At 70.4% G+C, this 17,232-nt stretch carries 16 protein-coding genes; 11 read left to right on the top strand and 5 right to left on the bottom strand.

Annotation, left to right across the window (positions count from 1 at the left end; all coding sequences use genetic code 11):
• Window positions 1-145: 145 nt before the first annotated feature.
• On the bottom strand, window positions 146-1,603 hold the full coding sequence (locus ACGWYL_RS14420) for an MDR family MFS transporter (protein WP_395487534.1): 1,458 nt from the start codon (window positions 1,601-1,603) through the stop codon (window positions 146-148).
• A gap of 163 nt (window positions 1,604-1,766) precedes the next feature.
• Here ACGWYL_RS14420 and ACGWYL_RS14415 point away from each other — a divergent pair, with 163 nt between their 5' ends.
• Together ACGWYL_RS14415 and ACGWYL_RS14410 are read left to right on the top strand one after the other, a co-directional pair.
• Window positions 1,767-2,744, top strand: a complete 978-nt coding sequence (locus ACGWYL_RS14415) for a carboxypeptidase-like regulatory domain-containing protein (protein WP_269302314.1) — start codon at window positions 1,767-1,769, stop codon at window positions 2,742-2,744.
• A 50-nt stretch (window positions 2,745-2,794) separates the two neighbouring features.
• Window positions 2,795-3,616, top strand: a complete 822-nt coding sequence (locus ACGWYL_RS14410) for a class I SAM-dependent methyltransferase (RefSeq protein ID WP_395487533.1) — start codon at window positions 2,795-2,797, stop codon at window positions 3,614-3,616.
• A gap of 6 nt (window positions 3,617-3,622) precedes the next feature.
• Here the strand turns inward: ACGWYL_RS14410 and ACGWYL_RS14405 are convergent, their stop codons facing one another.
• Window positions 3,623-4,513 carry a sulfite exporter TauE/SafE family protein gene (locus ACGWYL_RS14405; RefSeq protein ID WP_269302310.1) on the bottom strand — a complete coding sequence of 297 codons (891 nt, stop codon included), beginning with the start codon at window positions 4,511-4,513 and terminating at the stop codon, window positions 3,623-3,625.
• Between the two features lie 173 nt (window positions 4,514-4,686).
• Between ACGWYL_RS14405 and ACGWYL_RS14400 the strand changes: the two genes are divergently transcribed.
• From ACGWYL_RS14400 to ACGWYL_RS14390, 3 genes are all read left to right on the top strand, one after another.
• Window positions 4,687-5,343 carry an HAD family phosphatase gene (locus tag ACGWYL_RS14400; protein ID WP_269302308.1) on the top strand — a complete coding sequence of 219 codons (657 nt, stop codon included), beginning with the start codon at window positions 4,687-4,689 and terminating at the stop codon, window positions 5,341-5,343.
• A gap of 71 nt (window positions 5,344-5,414) precedes the next feature.
• A complete protein-coding gene (locus ACGWYL_RS14395) occupies window positions 5,415-6,332 on the top strand; it encodes a M50 family metallopeptidase (protein WP_179424297.1) in 918 nt (305 codons plus the stop codon).
• Window positions 6,329-7,207, top strand: a complete 879-nt coding sequence (locus tag ACGWYL_RS14390; protein ID WP_269302306.1) for a tRNA (adenine-N1)-methyltransferase — start codon at window positions 6,329-6,331, stop codon at window positions 7,205-7,207. Before ACGWYL_RS14395 ends, ACGWYL_RS14390 begins: the two co-directional genes overlap by 4 nt.
• A 3-nt stretch (window positions 7,208-7,210) precedes the next feature.
• Here ACGWYL_RS14390 and ACGWYL_RS14385 read toward each other — a convergent pair whose 3' ends face one another.
• Both ACGWYL_RS14385 and ACGWYL_RS14380 read right to left on the bottom strand, forming a co-directional pair.
• Entirely contained in the window at window positions 7,211-8,089 is an 879-nt protein-coding gene (locus ACGWYL_RS14385) for a hypothetical protein (protein ID WP_395487532.1), read from the bottom strand.
• A complete protein-coding gene (locus ACGWYL_RS14380; RefSeq protein ID WP_395487531.1) occupies window positions 8,086-8,625 on the bottom strand; it encodes a hypothetical protein in 540 nt (179 codons plus the stop codon). The genes ACGWYL_RS14385 and ACGWYL_RS14380 overlap by 4 nt, the downstream gene beginning before the upstream one ends.
• A gap of 140 nt (window positions 8,626-8,765) precedes the next feature.
• Between ACGWYL_RS14380 and arc the strand changes: the two genes are divergently transcribed.
• The 6 genes from arc to prcA all read left to right on the top strand — a co-directional run bounded on the left by arc (window position 8,766) and on the right by prcA (window position 14,258).
• On the top strand, window positions 8,766-10,415 hold the full coding sequence (gene arc / locus ACGWYL_RS14375; protein ID WP_179424301.1) for a proteasome ATPase: 1,650 nt from the start codon (window positions 8,766-8,768) through the stop codon (window positions 10,413-10,415).
• 14 nt (window positions 10,416-10,429) lie between these two features.
• Entirely contained in the window at window positions 10,430-10,882 is a 453-nt protein-coding gene (locus ACGWYL_RS14370) for a GNAT family N-acetyltransferase (protein WP_269302300.1), read from the top strand.
• Window positions 10,883-11,029: 147 nt separating this feature from the next.
• Window positions 11,030-12,535 carry a depupylase/deamidase Dop gene (dop, locus tag ACGWYL_RS14365; protein WP_395487530.1) on the top strand — a complete coding sequence of 502 codons (1,506 nt, stop codon included), beginning with the start codon at window positions 11,030-11,032 and terminating at the stop codon, window positions 12,533-12,535.
• Between the two features lie 16 nt (window positions 12,536-12,551).
• Entirely contained in the window at window positions 12,552-12,746 is a 195-nt protein-coding gene (locus ACGWYL_RS14360; RefSeq protein WP_179424303.1) for a ubiquitin-like protein Pup, read from the top strand.
• Window positions 12,746-13,558 (top strand): proteasome subunit beta, encoded by an 813-nt coding sequence (gene prcB / locus ACGWYL_RS14355; protein ID WP_179428060.1) that lies wholly within the window; start codon window positions 12,746-12,748, stop codon window positions 13,556-13,558. The genes ACGWYL_RS14360 and prcB overlap by 1 nt, the downstream gene beginning before the upstream one ends.
• A 7-nt stretch (window positions 13,559-13,565) precedes the next feature.
• Window positions 13,566-14,258 carry a proteasome subunit alpha gene (gene prcA, locus ACGWYL_RS14350; RefSeq protein ID WP_179424304.1) on the top strand — a complete coding sequence of 231 codons (693 nt, stop codon included), beginning with the start codon at window positions 13,566-13,568 and terminating at the stop codon, window positions 14,256-14,258.
• Window positions 14,259-14,322: 64 nt separating this feature from the next.
• Here the strand turns inward: prcA and ACGWYL_RS14345 are convergent, their stop codons facing one another.
• Entirely contained in the window at window positions 14,323-17,175 is a 2,853-nt protein-coding gene (locus ACGWYL_RS14345) for an immune inhibitor A domain-containing protein (protein ID WP_395487529.1), read from the bottom strand.
• Window positions 17,176-17,232: the final 57 nt, after the last annotated feature.

Below are 17,232 nucleotides of genomic sequence, written 5' to 3'. Positions count from 1 at the left end.
GGAACCTTCAGCCGGCGGCGGGCTCGCCTGGGCCTCGGGAAGGTTCCGAACGATGACGTTCACTCTACGGTAGTTCCCGGCCGGTAACCGGGAGCCGCCGCAGAGTGGAACGCCACGTTCGGAGGCGGGCGAACCCGCCCTCGTGTCAGTGCGCGGCGGGCTCGACGACCTCGGCCGTCTCGGTCTTCGTGCTCCGCACGAACAGCGCCACGACGACCGCGATCGCGGAGATCGCGCCGCCGTAGAACAGGGCGGCGTGGACGCCCGCGGCGGTGGCGTCGACGACCGATGCGCCGGCGTCCAGCTCGGCCACCGAGTGGCGCGTCATCACCGTCACGAACAGCGCGGTGCCGGCGGCGCCCGCGACCTGCTGCAGCGTCGAGACGGTGGCGCTGCCGTGGGAGTACAGGTGGTGCGGCAGTGAGCCGAGCGCCGAGGTGAGCAGCGGCGTGAACATCAGCGCGAGGCCGACGCTCATCGCGACGTGCACCGCGACGACGAGGCCCTGCGACGTGTCCGTGTCGAACATCGACATCGACCAGAGGGCGGCCGAGGTGATCGCGGCGCCCGGGGCGACCAGCGGGCGGGGGCCGTGCTGGTCGAACAGGCGGCCGACGAACGGCGCCAGCAGGCCCATGACCAGACCGCCGGGCAGCAGCACGAGCCCCGTGTCGAGCGTGCTGAGGCCGAGCACGGACTGGAGGTAGATCGGCAGCAGGATCAGCGTGCCGAACAGCGCCATCATGCTGACGGCGACGAGGACGACCGCGATCGAGAAGCTGCGATGAGCGAAGGTGCGCAGGTCCAGCAGGGCCCGCTCGCGCAGCGACAGCTGGCGCAGCACGAACACGACGAGCGCCAGGGCGCCCACGACGATCGGGATCCACGGCGACAGGGACACCTCGCCCGCGGCGGCCTCGCCGATGCTGCTGAGGCCGTAGATGAGGCCGCCGAACGCGAGGGCCGAGAGGACCACCGAGGGCACGTCGATGGGCACGTCGACCGGCTCGGTCACGTTCCGCACCCACGCCGCGCCCAGGACGAGCGCGACGAGCGCGATGGGGAGCACGAGCCAGAACATCCAGCGCCAGTCGAGCTGGTCGAGGACGAGGCCCGAGATCGTCGGGCCGATCGCGGGCGCGACGGAGATGACGATCGAGACCGTGCCCATCATGCGACCGCGGCGGTCGGCCGGCACCAGGTTGAGGATCGTCGTGATCAGCAGCGGCATCATCAGCGCGGTGCCGACGGCCTGGACCGCGCGAGCGGCCACGAGCACGCCGAAGGTGGGCGCCAACGCCGCGAGCAGCGTGCCGGCGGTGAACGAGATCATCGCCGCCATGAAGACCCGGCGCAGCGGGAAGCGCGTCAGCAGGAAGCCGGTGATCGGGATGACCACGGCCATGGTCAGCAGGAACGCCGTGGTCAGCCACTGCGCCGTCGTCGCCTGGACGTCGAACTCGCGCATCAGCTCGGGCAGCGCGACGCTCATGATCGTCTCGTTGAGGATCACGACGAAGGCCGAGCCGACCAGCAGCGCGATGAGGCGGCCGGAGTGGTCGGTGCTCGAGGTGGGCGGTGCCGAGGTGGCAGTGGTGGTCACAGTGCTCCTGTGCGGTCGTGCGGTGGGGGACGGGTCGCCCGAGGCGACAGTGGTCCTGAACGCGCCGCCGCGCGTCCTTGTTCCCATCCGTCACAGCCGTGACATGACTCACGCGGCGACGTACCCTCGCTGGAGGAGTCCGACAGGTCCGGGGGGATCGAGCATGCGGGGATGGGCAGCGGCCGTGGTGGCCGTCATGACGATGGTGCTGGCGGCGACGGCGATGCAGCCGGCGGTGGCCGAGGCACCCGCGACGCAGGTGACCGGCCGGATCGTCGACGATCTCGACCGCCCGGTGAAGGGCATGAAGGTCCGGCTCACGCCAGCCGGCGGCGGTGCCGCGATCGACCTGGTGACGTCGGCGACCGGCGAGTTCAGCACGACCGCCGCGGCGCCCGGCCAGTACACCTTGGTCGCGGAGGAGTACTTCACCGACAGCTTCTACTGGGAGCCGAACCCCGTGAAGTACACCTGGGTCGACCCCGTCACGGTGACGGTGCAGGAGGGCACGACCTCGCTCGGCACGTTCGAGGTGGCTCGAGGCAGCACGGTGCGCGCCACCGTCACGACGCCGTCCGGCCACCGTCTGCCGCGCTACCTCGTGGAGGCGAAGGGAGCGACCAGCCCGGTGTTCGGCGAGCGCTACTCGTTCACCGACGCCCGCGGCATCCTGACGCTGCGCGGCCTGCCGACCGGCACGTGGCCGTTGACGGGCCGGCAGGACTTCTCGGACAACATCCCGAAGGTGACGTTCCCGTCGCTGGTCAGGATCTCGAAGCCCGGCGAGGTCGTCCGCAACGTCAAGCTGGTGACCAAGGTGCACTGGTCGACGTTCCTGCGCGACCGCGGGTACGTGAGGAACGGGGTGCCGCTCGCGGGGCCCGGTGAGGTGCGGTTCGGGGTCCGGATCGGCAACACCTACCGCACGCGCGCCGAGTTCGACCTGTGGCGCGACAAGCCGCTGCGCCTCTCGCTCTACCGCGACGGGAAGCGCATCAAGTTCCTCTACGTGAAGCTCGGGAAGTCGAAGATCTACACGATCAAGCAGCCGAAGGGGACGCACACGTACAAGTGGATCTGGGGCGGCGATCAGGACACGTTCCGCATCGCGTCGAAGCCGCTCACGCTCACGGTGCGCTGAGGCTCCTTCGGAGCATTGTCGGGGCCGCACCGGCGGCGTACCTTGCGAAGATGGGCGCAGGTTCCCCGACGAGCCCGGACGCGCAGTTCCACGCCGGCATCGCGGAGGTCTACCAGCGGCTCCTCGTGCCGATGATCTTCGAGGAGCCGGCGGAGCACCTCGCCCGCGTCGTGGCGGAGACCACCCCGTCCGACATCCTCGAGACCGCCGCCGGCACCGGAGTGCTCACGAGGGCGCTGGCGCGCAGCTGTCCGGACGCCCGCCTCACCGCCACCGATCTGAGCGAGTCGATGCTCGACACGGCGAGAGCGCAGGACGCGGGCGACGTCCGGTGGCGGCAGGCCGATGCGCTCGACCTTCCGTACGGCGACGAGGAGTTCGACGTCGTCGTGTGCCAGTTCGGCGTCATGTTCCTGCCCGATCGCGTGCGGGGGCTCCGCGAGGCCCGGCGGGTGCTGCGTCCCGGCGGCACCCTCGCCTACACGGTCTGGGACCGCATCGAGACCAGCGAGGTCCCGTGGGTCGTCCACTCCGCCCTCGTCACGGCGACCCCGCACGAGCCGCTGGACTTCATGAGCCGCCTGCCGCACGGCTACTTCCACGTCCCGCACCTGCGCGACGACCTGGAGGAGGCCGGGATGCCGGACGCCACGATCAGGTCCCTCGCCGGGACGAGCCGCACCACGGCGGCCGAGGCCGCGGAGGCCTTCTGCCACGGCACGCCGCTGCGGCTGGCGATCGAGCGGCACTCGACCATGGAGCTCGAGGAGGCGACACAGGTCGCCGAGGACGCCCTGAGGCGTCACTTCGGACCCGATCCGATCGAGGCCCCCACCCGCTGGATCGAGGTCGTCGCCCGCCGACCCGCCTGACGAGGCTCAGGAGGTCGGAGCCAGCACGGCGGCGCGGCGGTCGTCCCGCTCGCGGCGCCACGCCCTGGCGGCGACGGTGCCGGTGGCGCCGACCGCGGCCAGGACCAGCAGGGCGTCGAGCCAGCTGGGGAGGCCGCCGAGGGCCGCGATGATCGTGACCCCGTTGACCAGGATGACCATGCCGCCGACCATCGTGCCCATCGGCGCGTGGGGGAGTCGGCCGGCGAGACGTGCCGCGATGGGAGCCATGACGGCACCGCCGAGCGCGAGACCGAGGACGGGCAGCCACGGGATCCCGTGCTGCGCGGCGCCGGTGAGGAAGCCGAACGAGACGGAGACGGCGACGAGGAACTCGGCGGCGTTGACGGTGCCCACCACCTGGCGCGGCTCGTGGCGGGTGACGGTCATCAGGCTGGGGGTGACGACCGGACCCCAGCCACCGCCCCCGGTCGCGTCGACGAAGCCGCCGAGCAGGCCGATGGGGGAGAGCCAGCGCGCAGTGTGGCCGTTCCTCGGCGTCGGGATCAGCCGGATCCCGAGGCCGAACCGGGCGAAGATCACGAAGCCGAAGAAGAGCAGCAGCCCCGACATCCAGCCCTTCGCCGAGGCGAGGCTGATGGTGGTGAGCACGACGGCGCCCAGGAACCCGCCCACCGCGCCCGGCAGCGCGACGCGCACCAGGACCGCGGTGTCGATGTTGCCTTCACGCCAGTGCGAGAGCCCGCTGATCAGCGTCGTCGGCAGCTTCGCGGCGTGGGTGGCGGCGCTCGCCGTGACGGGCGCGACGCCCATGAACAGCAGCACGGTGGCCGACGTGACGCCGAAGCCCATGCCCAGGGTGCCGTCGACGAGCTGAGCCAGTCCGCCCGCCAGCGCGAAGGCCACGACGATCCCCATGTCACCTCGCTCCGACGTCCGTAGTGGTCAAACACGAGTAGATTAGGTGACTTTGAGCTCAAGGCGAGGGGTGTCCGGAACGTGGGACGCCCGCTCGGGAGCGTGCCCTCCGGCACGCGCCGGGGCCCCGCGTGAGACGTTGGTCGTGAGTGCCCCCTCTCGAGAGACTGACCATGAACGCGCCTTCGCACCTCCCGGCCGCCGTCCTGTGGGACATGGACGGCACGATCGTCGACACCGAGCCGCTGTGGATCGGCGGCGAGTACGAGCTCGCGGCGCAGCACGACGCGGTCTGGACCGAGGAGGACGCGCTGTCCCTCGTGGGCAGCGACCTGCGGGAGGCCGCCGTCTACATCAAGCGCCGCATCGGCTCGGACATGGAGCCCGAGGAGATCACGGCCTGGCTCGGGGGCAAGGTCGCCGCGGGCCTGCGCGAGAAGCAGGACTGGCGCCCCGGAGCGGTCGAGCTGATCACGGCCCTGCGCGAGGCCGGTGTGCCGCAGGCGCTCGTCACCATGTCGTACGACTACATCGCGGAGCCGGTGGTGGAGATCCTCGGGTTCGACGCCGTCGTCACGGGCGACGCGGTCACGCACGGCAAGCCCCACCCCGAGCCCTACCTTCGCGCGGCGGAGCTGCTGGGCGTGCAGGCCGCCGACTGCGTGGCGATCGAGGACTCCCGCACGGGAGCGGCGTCCGCGAACGCCGCCGGATGCCACGTGGTGGCGGTCCCGCACGCGGTCAACGTGCCCGAGGCGCCGCGACGCACCATCATCACGAGCCTCACCCACCTCACCGTCGAGGACCTCGGGCGCCTCGCCGCTCTCTGACGCCGGAACTCGCGCTGCGCCACCGCCCCCAGAAGGCGAGCCGCCCGCGACGACGCCAGTACGTTGTACCCATGAGTGGCGGTTGGCGCATCGCGCGCATCGCGGGCGCGGACATCGTCGTGCGTCCCTCCCTGCTGGTGATGGGCGTCATCCTGGTGATCGTCTTCGCGCCGCAGTTCGAGTCGCTCGGTGCGGGCCCCGACCCGTACCTGACCGCGATCGTCTTCGTCCTGAGCCTGTACGTCTCGGTGCTGCTGCACGAGCTGGCGCACCTCGCCGCCGCTCTCTGGTTCGGCATGCGGGTGTCCGCGGTCGAGCTGCACCTGCTCGGCGGCGAGACCCGGATCGAGGGAGACTCGCGTCACCCCTGGCAGGAGCTCGTCACCTCGATCGTCGGACCGCTGAGCTCGTTCGTGCTCGGCATCGCGGCGCTGTGGGGCGCGACCGCGACGACGGGCGCGAGCCACTCGGTGCTGTGGTCGGTCGGCTTCATCAACCTGCTGATCGCCGTCTTCAACATGCTGCCCGGCCTGCCGCTCGACGGGGGCCGCGTGCTGCGCGCCCTCATCTGGGCGGTCACCGGCAGCGAGGCCAAGGGCGTGCGCGTCGCCGGCTGGATCGGCCGCGTCGCCGCCCTCGTCCTGGTCGCCTTCGCCGTCCCGATGATGTTCGGCGACGACACGTTCGCGATCGGCCGGGCCCTGCTGCTGCTCGCCGTCGCCCTCTTCCTCTGGCAGGGCGCGTCCTACGCCCTCAAGCAGGGCGTCGCGCTCGCCCGGATCGGTGCGCTGAGGGCCGAGAGGCTCATGCGTCCCGAGCCGCCGCCGACCGGCGCGGTGCCGATCTCGGTCGACCTCAAGGGCCGCGACCTGCTGGTCGCGATGGCGGAGAATCCCTCGAACGCGTACGCGCTGGTCGACGACCGGGGCACGGTCGTGGGGACCCTCTTCGCCTCCACCGTCGACCGCGCCTATCGTGAGGCCGGATGAACCACCAACGCACCGGCCCCTTCGTCGAGGGTGAGTGGATCCGACTCTCCGACCCCAAGGGCCGCAAACACAACATCCAGCTCGTCGCCGGCAAGGAGTTCAGCACCAAGAAGGGGCAGATCCGCCACGACGACATCATCGGCCGCCCCGAGGGCATCGTGGTCGAGACGTCGCTGGAGTTCCCGTACCAGGTGTTCCGCCCGCTGCTGTTCGAATACGTCGTCTCGATGCCGCGCGGCGCCGCGATCATCTACCCCAAGGACGCGGCCCAGATCCTCGTCCAGGCCGACATCTTCCCCGGCGCGCGCGTGATCGAGGCCGGCGCCGGATCGGGCAGCCTCAGCTCCTACCTGCTGCGCGCCATCGGGCCCGAGGGACACCTCGAGTCGCACGAGCTGCGCGAGGAGTTCGCCGAGACCGCCCGCAAGAACGTCGAGCAGGCGCTCGGCGGCGTTCCGGACACCTGGACCCTCACGGTCGGCGACCTCCGCGACGCGGCGGACGGCCCCGAGGTCGACCGCATCATCCTCGACATGGTCGATCCGTGGACCTGCATCCCGCTGGCACTCGAGCGCCTCGTGCCCGGCGGCATCGTGTGCGGCTACGTCGCCACCACCACGCAGCTGTCGCGCTTCGTCGAGTCGCTGCGCGAGTCGGCCGGGTTCACCGAGCCGCACGCGTGGGAGACCCTGGTGCGCGACTGGCACCTCGAGGGCCTGGCGGTGCGCCCTCACCACAAGATGAACGGGCACACGGCGTTCCTCGTCACCGCGCGGCGCCTGGCACCCGGCCAGAAGCCGATGCCGAAGACGCGGCGCCCCGCTCCCGGCGCCTACGGCCCCGACTACGTGGGACCGCGTCCGGCCGACGTGTGAGGCTCAGCCGAGGTCGGTCACGAGCGACTGCACCTCGAGCACCGGCACCGTGACCGTGTCGCTGGACTCCATCGTCAGCAGCTCGTCGTTGCCTGCCGGCACCGCGAACGGCGCGCCGTCCAGCTCGAAGCGGATGTCGTAGAGGATCCGCATCGTGGCGACGTGCGAGCCGCTGCGGCGGAAGGTCATCGAGCAGGCGTCCGACCGGGTCGTGACCACCGGACAGCTGATCGACTGCCCGGCGGCACTCACGGTCATCTCGCGCGGCTCGGCGATCGCCACGAGGCCGAGCGCCTCCGAGCCCACGATCGGGTTCGACGAGGCGCCCTCGGCCCACCACCACGTGTCGAGGTTGACCAGCGTGCGAGTCGGCGGGTTGTGGACGGGGGTCACGTCCGGGAGGACGATCCGGCCGTACGCGGCCAGCAGGCGGTCGCGCACCGAGACGGTCTCGAACTCGGTGTCCCAGTACCAGTTGCGGTACTCGGTGCCGTCGGGCCCGATGCAGCCGACGTAGATGATGTGGTCGGCGTCGTCGGGCTTGTCCGAGATCGAGTCGCCGCGCTCGCGGATCTCCTCGACGTCCTGGTAGACCGCGGGATCGTTCATGAAGCAGGCGCGATCGCCCATGCAGAAGTCGTCGTAGACGTCCTGGTAGGTGCACGAGGGGGTCGCGTTCCCGCCGCCGCCCCCGCCACCGCCGGAGTCGCCGCCGCCACCTTCCGACCACTGGATGCAGCCGTAGGTGGCGGAGCCGTCGGGCTGCTGGATGAGGCCCTCCTTCAGGCACACGCGGTCCGCGGCGGCGGGGGAGGCCATGAGGAACCCGCCCACGAGCACGAGGGTCAGGAGGGCGCCGAGGCGGCGTGCGAGGCCGGTCATGCGCCGCAGTCCTTCGCGGGCAGCTGGCTCTGGTCGATCGGCTCGGCGACGAGCCAGCGGTCGTCGACGCGGACCACCTTCATGCCGCGGGGACCCCAGCCGTTGTCGGGGTACTGGACCTCCTGGCCCTTCGGCTTGAAGCCCCAGCCGTCCTCGTTCTCGCAGACCACGAGCGTGGCGCTGTCGCCGGACAGGTCGACGACCTCGGGGTCCTTGACCTCGGACTGACCCACGCGGACGAGTCCGGACTCGGCGTACTGCCGCGCGAGCGCGCGCTCCTTCTCGATCCGGACGGGCGCGACGGTGGCCTCGTAGGCGTCCTCCGGCACCGTGCCCGAGTTCTCGATCGTGCGCTTCTCCTCGAGGAAGGCCGTGTACGCGGCGGCGACGGCGGTCTCCTCGTCGTCGACCGTGGGGGAGGCCGAGGCCGACGCACTGGGACGCGGACCCGCCGGGTCGTCGTCGCCACCGCAGCCGGCCAGTCCCAGGCTCAGCGTCAGGGCGCACGTCAGCGTCAGGAGAGTCCCTCGAGTCATGGCCCACATCGTAGTCAGGACACGCCGTGGGAGCCTGCCCGTGCACCGCGCAACACGATCGCAACACATCCGTCGCGAGATGGACTGGTGAGGACGTGCTCGGCGGGTAGGGTCGTAGCAATCCCTCCAGGAGGTGTCACATGACCGGTAGCGAGTACACCGACAGGTACGCCGAGGCCCGCCTCGCCGACGCCGAGGCGCGCCTGGCCAGCACGGCCGCGCAGAACGAGCGCCTGACCTCCACCCTGCGGGAGGCGCGCGACCAGATCGTCGCGCTCAAGGAGGAGGTCGACCGCCTCGCCCAGCCGCCCACGGGCTTCGGCACGTTCCTGCAGCGCAACGAGGACGACTCGGTCGACGTCATGACCGGCGGCCGCAAGCTGCGGGTGAACGTCAGCCCCGCCGTCGACAAGGACGCGCTGCGCAAGGGCCAGGAGGTCATCCTCAACGAGGCCATGAACGTGGTCGCGGCGTTGGCGTTCGAGCAGATCGGCGAGGTCGTGATGCTCAAGGAGCTCATGCCCGACGGCGAGCGCGCCCTCGTCCTCGGCAACGCCGACGAGGAGAAGGTCGTCCGGCTGGCCGACACCCTCGCGCAGGAGCGCCTGCGCGCGGGCGACTCCCTGCTGCTCGACAGCCGCGCCGGCTACGTCTACGAGCGCATCCCGAAGTCCGAGGTCGAGGAGCTGGTCCTCGAGGAGGTCCCGGACATCGACTACACCAGCATCGGCGGCCTGGGCAACCAGGTGGAGATCATCAAGGACGCCGTCGAGCTGCCCTACCTGTACCCCGAGGTGTTCGTCGAGCACGAGCTCAAGCCGCCGAAGGGCATCCTGCTCTACGGCCCGCCCGGCTGCGGCAAGACGATGATCGCCAAGGCGGTCGCGGCGAGCCTGGCCAAGAAGGTCAGCGAGCGCACGGGGGAGGAGGGTCGCTCCTACTTCCTCAACATCAAGGGTCCCGAGCTGCTGAACAAGTACGTCGGCGAGACCGAGCGCCACATCCGCCTGGTCTTCCAGCGGGCGCGCGAGAAGGCCGGCGAGGGCACCCCCGTCATCGTCTTCTTCGACGAGATGGACTCGCTGTTCCGCACCCGCGGCTCGGGCGTCTCGTCCGACGTCGAGAACACGATCGTCCCCCAGCTGCTCAGCGAGATCGACGGCGTCGAGGGACTGGAGAACGTGCTGGTCATCGGCGCCTCGAACCGCGAGGACATGATCGACCCGGCGATCCTGCGACCCGGTCGCCTCGACGTGAAGATCAAGATCGAGCGCCCCGACGCCGAGGCCGCACGCGACATCTTCAGCAAGTACTTGACCACGACGCTGCCGCTGCACGAGGACGACCTGCGCGAGTGGAACGGCGACCGTGAGGCGTGCGTGCACGGGATGATCCAGCGCACCGTCGAGCGGATGTACACCGAGAGCGAGGAGAACCAGTTCCTCGAGGTCACCTACGCCGGCGGCGACAAGGAGATCCTGTACTTCAAGGACTTCAACTCGGGCGCGATGATCCAGAACATCGTCGACCGCGCGAAGAAGATGGCGATCAAGGACTTCCTCGACCACCGCAGCAAGGGCCTCCGGGTCCAGCACATGCTGCAGGCGTGCGTCGACGAGTTCAAGGAGAACGAGGACCTGCCCAACACCACCAACCCCGACGACTGGGCGCGGATCTCGGGCAAGAAGGGCGAGCGGATCGTCTTCATCCGCACGCTCATCACGGGCAAGGGCGGCAACGAGCCGGGTCGGTCGATCGACACGGTCGCGAACACGGGACAGTACCTCTGACACTCGAACTGCGCGTGGTCCGCTACGACCACCCGGACGCCGTGAAGCTCACCGAGCTGGTCCAGGCCGAGTACGTCCGGCGCTACGCCAGCGAGGTGGGCGACTCCTCGCCGATGCACCCTGAGGAGTTCGACCACCCCAACGGGATCTTCTTCATCGGCTACGTCGACGAGGTGCCGGTCGCCATGGGCGGCTGGCGCCGCGGCGGCCCGGCGGGCGACACCGACGGCGAGATCAAGCGCATGTTCGTGCTCGACTCCCACCGCGGACAGGGCCTCTCGCGCCAGGTGCTGGAGGAGCTCGAGCGCAGCGCCGCCCGCCAGGGGATCCGCCGCCTCGTCCTCGAGACCGGCACCGAGCAGCCCGAGGCCATCGCGCTCTACCGCTCGGCCGGCTACGGCGACGTGCCGCCCTTCGGCTACTACGCCGAGTACGACGACTCCGTCCACCTCGGCAAGGTCCTCTGACCGGTCCCCGGCCCCAGATGTGTAGCGGTATCCACCCTCTTTCGGCCCATCGGCCGAAAAAACGGTGGACAGCGCTACACATCTCGCGCGCCGGACGGCGCGCGCGTAGCCCGGGCGGGGCTCGCGTGACGACGTAGGCTGGCCAGCGTGAGCGTCCGACGAGTCCAGGGGTCCGAGGTCGAGTACGGCATCGCCGTGCAGGGCCAGCCCCAGGCGAACCCGATGGTGGCCGCGACCCACGTGGTCAACTCCTACGCGGCCGCGAACGGCCTCACGCGCCGCGCCCGCTGGGACTACGAGGAGGAGAGCCCGCTGCGCGACGCGCGTGGCTTCGACCTCGGCCGTGACGCGGCCGATCCCTCCCAGCTCACCGACGAGGACATGGGCTTGGCCAACATCATCCTGACGAACGGCGCCCGCCTGTACGTCGACCACGCCCACCCCGAGTACTCCAGCCCCGAGGTCACCAGCCCCCTCGACGTCGTGCGCTGGGAGAAGGCCGGCGAGCTCGTGATGCTGCGCGGTGCCCGGCTGGCGGCACGGGTGCCCGGCGTCGCGCCGATCATGCTCTACAAGAACAACGTCGACAACAAGGGCGCCGCGTACGGCTCGCACGAGAACTACCTCATGCGTCGCGACGTGCCGTTCCTGTCGATCGTGCGCCAGCTGACGCCGTTCTTCGTCGGCCGCCAGATCATCACCGGCGCGGGCCGCGTCGGCCAGCACCAGGACGGCAGCGTCCACGCGTTCCAGATCAGCCAGCGCTCGGACTACTTCGAGGTCGAGGTCGGTCTCGAGACCACGCTGAAGCGGCCGATCATCAACACGCGCGACGAGCCGCACGCCGACCCGAAGAAGTACCGGCGCCTGCACGTCATCATCGGCGACGCGAACCTGTCGGAGACCTCCATCTACCTCAAGCACGGCACCACGTCGCTCGTGCTGGCGATGATCGAGGCCGACGCGCTGCCCGAGCCGCTCGAGCTGGCCGAGCCCGTCCGCGCGCTGCACCAGATCTCGTACGACCCCACCCTGCGCACCACCGTGCAGCTGGCCGACGGGCGCAGCATCACCGCGCTGGAGCTGCAGGAGCACTACCTCGAGCACGCCCGCAAGTTCGTCGAGAGCCAGGGCGACGACGACCCGCAGACGCTCGATGTCCTGGAGAGGTGGGAGTCGGTGCTCACCCGCCTCGCGGACGACCCGATGAGCCTCGTCCGCGAGCTCGACTGGGTGGCCAAGCTGGCGCTGCTGGAGCAGTACCGCGAGCGCGACGGCCTCGACTGGGACCACGCGAAGCTGCACCTGGTCGACCTGCAGTACCACGACATCCGCCCCGAGCGCGGGCTCTACCACCGGCTGGTGGCCGCCGGGCGCATGGAGCGGCTGCTCGAGGACGCCGCGATCGAGGAGGCGGTCACCGAGCCGCCGCACGACACCCGGGCCTACTTCCGCGGCCGCTGCCTGCAGCGGTTCTCCGGCGACATCGCCGCGGCGTCGTGGGACTCGGTGATCTTCGACCTGCCCGGACACGACTCGCTCCAGCGCGTGCCGACGATGGAGCCGCTCAAGGGCACCGCCGAGCACGTCGACGGACTGTTCCAGCGCGTCGGGAGCGCCGCAGAACTCTTCCGGGCCATCACGGGCCGCTAGTGGATAGGGTGGAGACATGGCCGAGCAACAGCAGAGGACGACGCGCAAGAGCGACGTCGACGAAGAGCAGGTCGAGACCACCGAGGTCGATGCCGAGCGCAAGGAGAAGCTCGACGACGACGTCGACTCCATCCTCGACGAGATCGACGACGTCCTCGAGGAGAACGCCGAGGAGTTCGTGCGCAGCTTCGTCCAGAAGGGCGGGCAGTGATGCTCGATGGAGGCTTCCGCGCCGTCGGATCCTCCTCGTTCGCCGAGTTCCTCGCCACCCAGGCTCCTGACCTGCTCCCGAGCGCCCCGGTCGGCACCGTGTCCGGCCTCGACGTGACCCACGGGACCACGATCGTCGCCGCCACGTTCGACGGCGGCGTCGTGATGGGCGGCGACCGCCGCGCCACGATGGGCAACGTCATCGCGCAGCGCGACATCCAGAAGGTCTTCCCGACCGACGAGTTCAGCTGCGTCGGCATCGCCGGCACCGCGGGCATCGCCGTGGAGATGACGCGACTGTTCCAGGTCGAGCTCGAGCACTACGAGAAGATCGAGGGCACCACGCTCTCCACCGACGGCAAGGCCAACCGGCTCGCGACGCTGATCCGCGGCAACCTCGGCATGGCCATGCAGGGACTCGCCGTGGTGCCGCTGTTCGCCGCCTACGACCTCGAGGCCGAGCAGGGCCGCATCTTCGCGTTCGACGTCACCGGCAACAAGAACGAGGAGCGCACCTTCCATTCGGTGGGCTCGGGCTCCACGTTCGCGCGCGGCTCGCTCAAGAAGCTCTACCGCTCCGGCATGACCGAGACCGATGCCGTCACGGCGGTCGTCCAGGCGCTGTACGACGCCGCCGACGACGACACCGCCACGGGCGGCCCCGACCTGACGCGCCGGATCTTCCCGCTCATCTCGGTGATCACCGCCGACGGCTACCGCGCGTGGGACGAGTCCAGGACCGCCGCGATCGCCGACTTGGTGATCGGCGGGCGCATGCAGTCGCCCGACGGCCCGTCCGCCCCGCTGACCTAGGAGCGCCATGACCACCCCCTTCTACGTCTCGCCCGAGCAGCTGATGAAGGACCGGGCGGACTTCGCCCGCAAGGGCATCGCCCGGGGCCGCAGCGTCGCGGTCGTCCGCTACGCCGACGGCATCGTCTTCGTCGCCGAGAACCCCTCGCGTGCGCTGCACAAGATCAGCGAGATCTACGACCGCATCGGCTTCGCCGCCGTGGGTCGTTACAACGAGTTCGAGAACCTGCGCATCGCCGGCGTCCGCCTGGCCGACATGCGCGGCTACTCCTACGACCGCAGCGACGTCACCGGCCGCGGCCTGGCCAACGCGTACGCGCAGACGCTGGGCACGATCTTCTCCAGCGGCGGAGAGAAGCCCTACGAGGTCGAGATCTTCGTCGCCGAGGTCGGCTCGAAGCCCTCCGCCGACCAGATCTACCGCCTGACCTACGACGGCTCGGTCGCCGACGTGCCGGGCTACGGCGTGATGGGCGGCCAGAGCGACAAGGTCGAGGAGTACCTCAGCACGCACTACCAAGCGGACCTGCCGCTGGCGGAGGCCCTGCGCCTGGCCCGGACGGCCCTGGGCAACGACGCCGAGCCCGCGCGCACGATCGCCCCGGCCGACCTCGAGGTCGCGGTGCTCGACCGCACCCGCAGCCAGCCGCGCAAGTTCAAGCGCCTCGGTCTGGCGCAGGTCGCCGAGCTCCTCGGCTGATCCTCTCGCAGCTGCACGCGAGGAGCGGGCGGATGGGCCAGGCCCACCCGCCCGCTCGTCTGCGTCACGGCACGGTCGGAGGAGTGATCCTCAGCAGTGCCGCCAGATTGCCCTTGAAGGCCTTCTCCACCTTCACGCCGGTGCCGAACCCGACCCCGTCGTCCGCGGGGTTGCCGGATCCGAGAGGCGTCACCAGGCCCACGTCCGTGCCGTAGAGGTCGGTGCGCGGGTTGCCGTTCTCGTCCACCACGCGGGTGCTGTAGGGCGCGTTGCCCACCGACGGGACCACGGTCGAGGCGTCGGCGTCGCGGTAGAAGAGGCTGTCGCCCCGCACCTCGATGCCCGGGTACCAGCCGCGGTCGTCGGTGAACGACCGCACTGCCCGCTGCGCCCCGAAGCGGTTGCACGCCTCGCCCGTGAAGTCCGGCTTCGTCGTGCACTCGCGGAAGGCGTACGTGCCGAAGAGGTTGAACGCCGCGTTCGACGACTGCGGCCTCGACGGCAGGTTCTTCAGCGTGCTGGTGTCGTTGGCCGCGTTCGCCCCGGTCCGCCGGAGCGGGTCGAAGTGGCTGTCGACGATCAGCAGGCCGCCCTTGGCGCCCTCACTCGGCAGGGACGTGAGGTTGTTGAGGACGTGGTTGGCATCGCCGTACGACGTGTCGCGGTACCAGACCAGCGCGCCGGGCGCGTTGTAGCGGATCTTCTCGACCTTCCACGCACCGTCCTCGCCGAGCTTCTGGTACGTCGTGTCGTAGGCGTACTTCAGGCCCTTGTCGAAGCCGTCGAGGTTGCGCCACTCCACCAGGTAGTACTGGGCGTTCGACGCGGTGCCGCTGTCGATGACCCAGCCGGCGCCGCGGGCCTCGCCCGCCACCCACGAGTCGATCGTCGCGGTCCAGCCGTTGGCCCCGCCCTCGACGTCATCGGTGAACGTGGTCGCCCCGCCGCCGGTGACCGAGAAGTCGTCGGCGAACCAGCCGCGCTCGGTGAACGCCGCGTCGGTGGACTGCATCAGCCTGACCTGGATCGTCTGGCCGGCCCAGGCGCTCAGGTCGACGTAGTCGTGGCGCCAGCCGCCGGAGGTCCCCGTCAGGCCGTACCGCCGGTTGCCGAACGTGGCCAGGTTGCCGTTCGGGTCGGGGTAGTCGTCCGGGGTCGTGACCTCGGTGCCACTCTCGTCGTACACCTTCTGCGGGGTCCACGTGGCGCCGCCGTCGGTCGAGACCTCGACGAAGCCGAAGTCCCAGTCCTGCTCGATGACGTAGTTGTTCCACATCCAGAACCGCGCGTCGGCCGCGTCGGGCACCTCGATCGAGCGGGACAGCGAGTTCATCGCCCAGTTCTGGTCGTTGTTGCCCCACCACATGTTCTCGCCGCTGTGCGGCTCGGCCCGGGTGACGACCTTGTCCGGCAGGTTGATCTTGATGCCGTCCTCGGTGCCCTTCGGCGTGCGGCTGGTCTGGCCCACCTTGACCATGCGCGACCGGTCGCCCGGATTGATCTCGAGCGGGTCGGCCCAGCCCAGCACCCACTTGTCCCAGATGCCCATGTGCGTCGGCATCGACTGGAAGATGGGGCCGGAGTGCGAGCCGGACGACATGAGGTCCCAGAAGTCGACGTCGGAGTCGCCGCCGCTGGCCGTGTCGTAGAGGTCCGGCAGGCCGAGGTCGTGCCCGTACTCGTGGGCGAAGACGCCGACGCCGGAGTCCTCGGGCTGCACGATGTAGTTCGACAGCCGCAGGTTCGTCCCCGGCACGGGGGCCCCGCCGGCCACGGCCGACGAGTGCGCCCAGATCGCGTACGGGCCCTCGGCGCCGCCGCCACCGGACTTGTCCTCGCCGGCGTGCACGAGGACCACGTGGTCGATGATGCCGTCGGGCTCGAGGAGGTTGCCGTCACCGTCGACGTCGCCCTGGTCCTCCAGGTCGTAGTCGGCCCACGGGAAGTTCGGCTGCGCCTCCGCCAGCGCCGCGACCGCGTCGATCGGCAGCTGGCCGGGGCCCAGCGGGTTGTCCGGGTGGCCCTGCATGTCCTGGACGGCGCCGTAGACCCACTCGCCGTTCTCGTCCTGGTGGCAGACCGTGGCGCCGTAGTAGGCCTCGGAGTGGTCCACGGTCACCCACGGGGTGGCGGTGCCGCCCACGGTGTAGGCGCCCTTGGACATCTCCTCGTACATGTTCTTCATCGTGTACCCGGAGATGTCGATGCCGCGGCGGCCGTCGGGACCGCGCAGGTCCGGGCGGACGCGCTGGGTGATGCCCTTCTTGGAGTAGAGCATCGCGTTGTAGTGCGCCGGCGAGAAGTCCTTGACCCACATCGAGTTGTTGTCGGGCAGGTCGCTGTTCGCCGGGTTCGGGATCTGGTTGTGCGTCGGCCCGTTCTGCACGGTGCCGGGCACGCACGTCTCGGCGCCGTAGCCATCGGGGACGTACTGGCCGGTGAAGTCGTCGTTCGCCTGCTCGTTGAACTCCACGAGGATCGTCAGCAGGCGCGCCTGCTGCGTGGACCTGGCCTTCTTGAACCGCTGGTCGCGCACCTCCTTGGGGCTCTTCCCGGTGCGCAGCGACTCGGCCTCCACGCGCGCCAGCTGGCGCGCCGCGACCGGGTTGCCCTGGCTGTGCTTGCGGTCGACCTGCTTCGCGCGCTCGAGCATGCGCTGCTGCTGCTGGGCCTTGCCCTTCGCGACGCGCCTGCCGTTGACGCGCAGCGCCTGGTCGGTGCCGGACGACTCCTCCGCGCGGGGTGCGACGTAGTTGATGTAGCCCGGCAGCGGCCGGGCGGCCGCATCGCCGGTCGGCGGGGGAGCGGCCCCCGCCGTGGTGCCCGAGCCGAGCGCGAGCCCGGTCGCCGTCAATGCCAGCGTCGACGCGCCGATGAGCCAGAGCCCAGCCGCGCGACGAGTTCGATGAGTGGTCATGCTGCTCCTCCCCGACCGGACCCGGGTCCGGTGTCCGTGCCCCCGTGGACGGACTCT

The sequence above is a fragment of the Aeromicrobium sp. JJY06 genome, assembly GCF_044069275.1.
GTDB classification, from domain to species: Bacteria; Actinomycetota; Actinomycetes; order Propionibacteriales; family Nocardioidaceae; genus Aeromicrobium; species Aeromicrobium tamlense.
This window is presented reverse-complemented; position numbering and strand designations above follow the sequence as displayed.

What these genes read in the sequence shown, in the direction of transcription:
- ACGWYL_RS14415 (WP_269302314.1), top strand. Translation starts at nt 1,767, where the DNA reads ATGCGGGGATGGGCAGCGGCCGTGGTGGCCGTCATGACGATGGTGCTG.
- ACGWYL_RS14410 (WP_395487533.1), top strand. Translation starts at nt 2,795, where the DNA reads ATGGGCGCAGGTTCCCCGACGAGCCCGGACGCGCAGTTCCACGCCGGC.
- ACGWYL_RS14405 (WP_269302310.1), bottom strand. Translation starts at nt 4,513, where the DNA reads ATGGGGATCGTCGTGGCCTTCGCGCTGGCGGGCGGACTGGCTCAGCTC.
- ACGWYL_RS14400 (WP_269302308.1), top strand. Translation starts at nt 4,687, where the DNA reads ATGAACGCGCCTTCGCACCTCCCGGCCGCCGTCCTGTGGGACATGGAC.
- ACGWYL_RS14395 (WP_179424297.1), top strand. Translation starts at nt 5,415, where the DNA reads ATGAGTGGCGGTTGGCGCATCGCGCGCATCGCGGGCGCGGACATCGTC.
- ACGWYL_RS14390 (WP_269302306.1), top strand. Translation starts at nt 6,329, where the DNA reads ATGAACCACCAACGCACCGGCCCCTTCGTCGAGGGTGAGTGGATCCGA.
- ACGWYL_RS14385 (WP_395487532.1), bottom strand. Translation starts at nt 8,089, where the DNA reads ATGACCGGCCTCGCACGCCGCCTCGGCGCCCTCCTGACCCTCGTGCTC.
- ACGWYL_RS14380 (WP_395487531.1), bottom strand. Translation starts at nt 8,625, where the DNA reads ATGACTCGAGGGACTCTCCTGACGCTGACGTGCGCCCTGACGCTGAGC.
- arc (WP_179424301.1), top strand. Translation starts at nt 8,766, where the DNA reads ATGACCGGTAGCGAGTACACCGACAGGTACGCCGAGGCCCGCCTCGCC.
- ACGWYL_RS14360 (WP_179424303.1), top strand. Translation starts at nt 12,552, where the DNA reads ATGGCCGAGCAACAGCAGAGGACGACGCGCAAGAGCGACGTCGACGAA.
- prcB (WP_179428060.1), top strand. Translation starts at nt 12,746, where the DNA reads ATGCTCGATGGAGGCTTCCGCGCCGTCGGATCCTCCTCGTTCGCCGAG.
- prcA (WP_179424304.1), top strand. Translation starts at nt 13,566, where the DNA reads ATGACCACCCCCTTCTACGTCTCGCCCGAGCAGCTGATGAAGGACCGG.
- ACGWYL_RS14345 (WP_395487529.1), bottom strand. Translation starts at nt 17,175, where the DNA reads ATGACCACTCATCGAACTCGTCGCGCGGCTGGGCTCTGGCTCATCGGC.